This is a genomic window from Corynebacterium sp. c24Ua_83 (assembly GCF_039907245.1).
Taxonomy (GTDB): domain Bacteria; phylum Actinomycetota; class Actinomycetes; order Mycobacteriales; family Mycobacteriaceae; genus Corynebacterium.
In genome coordinates, this window is record NZ_JASBOI010000061.1 from 1 (window position 1) to 357 (window position 357).

Sequence of the window (357 nt, forward strand, 5' to 3'; positions counted from 1 at the left end):
TGAGGAGGTACTCCAAGCGGTGGTGCGACTTGAGGATGACAATCGCCTGGACTTTCAGGCGCGTCCCTGATTCCTCAAGTCCCGCAATTTTTTAAATAAGCGTTTTCCGCTTCTAACCGCGCGATCCGGCGCCGCAGCTTCTCCTCTTCGGTCAGCGGCTTTGGCGCAGCCGAGCCTTTGGGTCTGCTCTTCGGCTTCGGTTTTAACGCCTCATCGCCACCGTTGTGCCATTCCCAGGACCAACTAGTGACGAGCTGGTCTGACGACAGGCCAAACTCACGTGCAAGATCCATCTTTGTCTCGCCGGCCAGGTGGCGTTGGACAACTTCCTTTTTGATCTCGAACGTGTACTGCTGT

1 pseudogene is annotated in these 357 nt (G+C 56.0%); it reads right to left on the reverse strand.

From position 1 onward, the window contains the following. Positions 1–357: pseudogene (locus tag QKE30_RS10825) on the reverse strand (helix-turn-helix domain-containing protein); the annotation flags it as partial.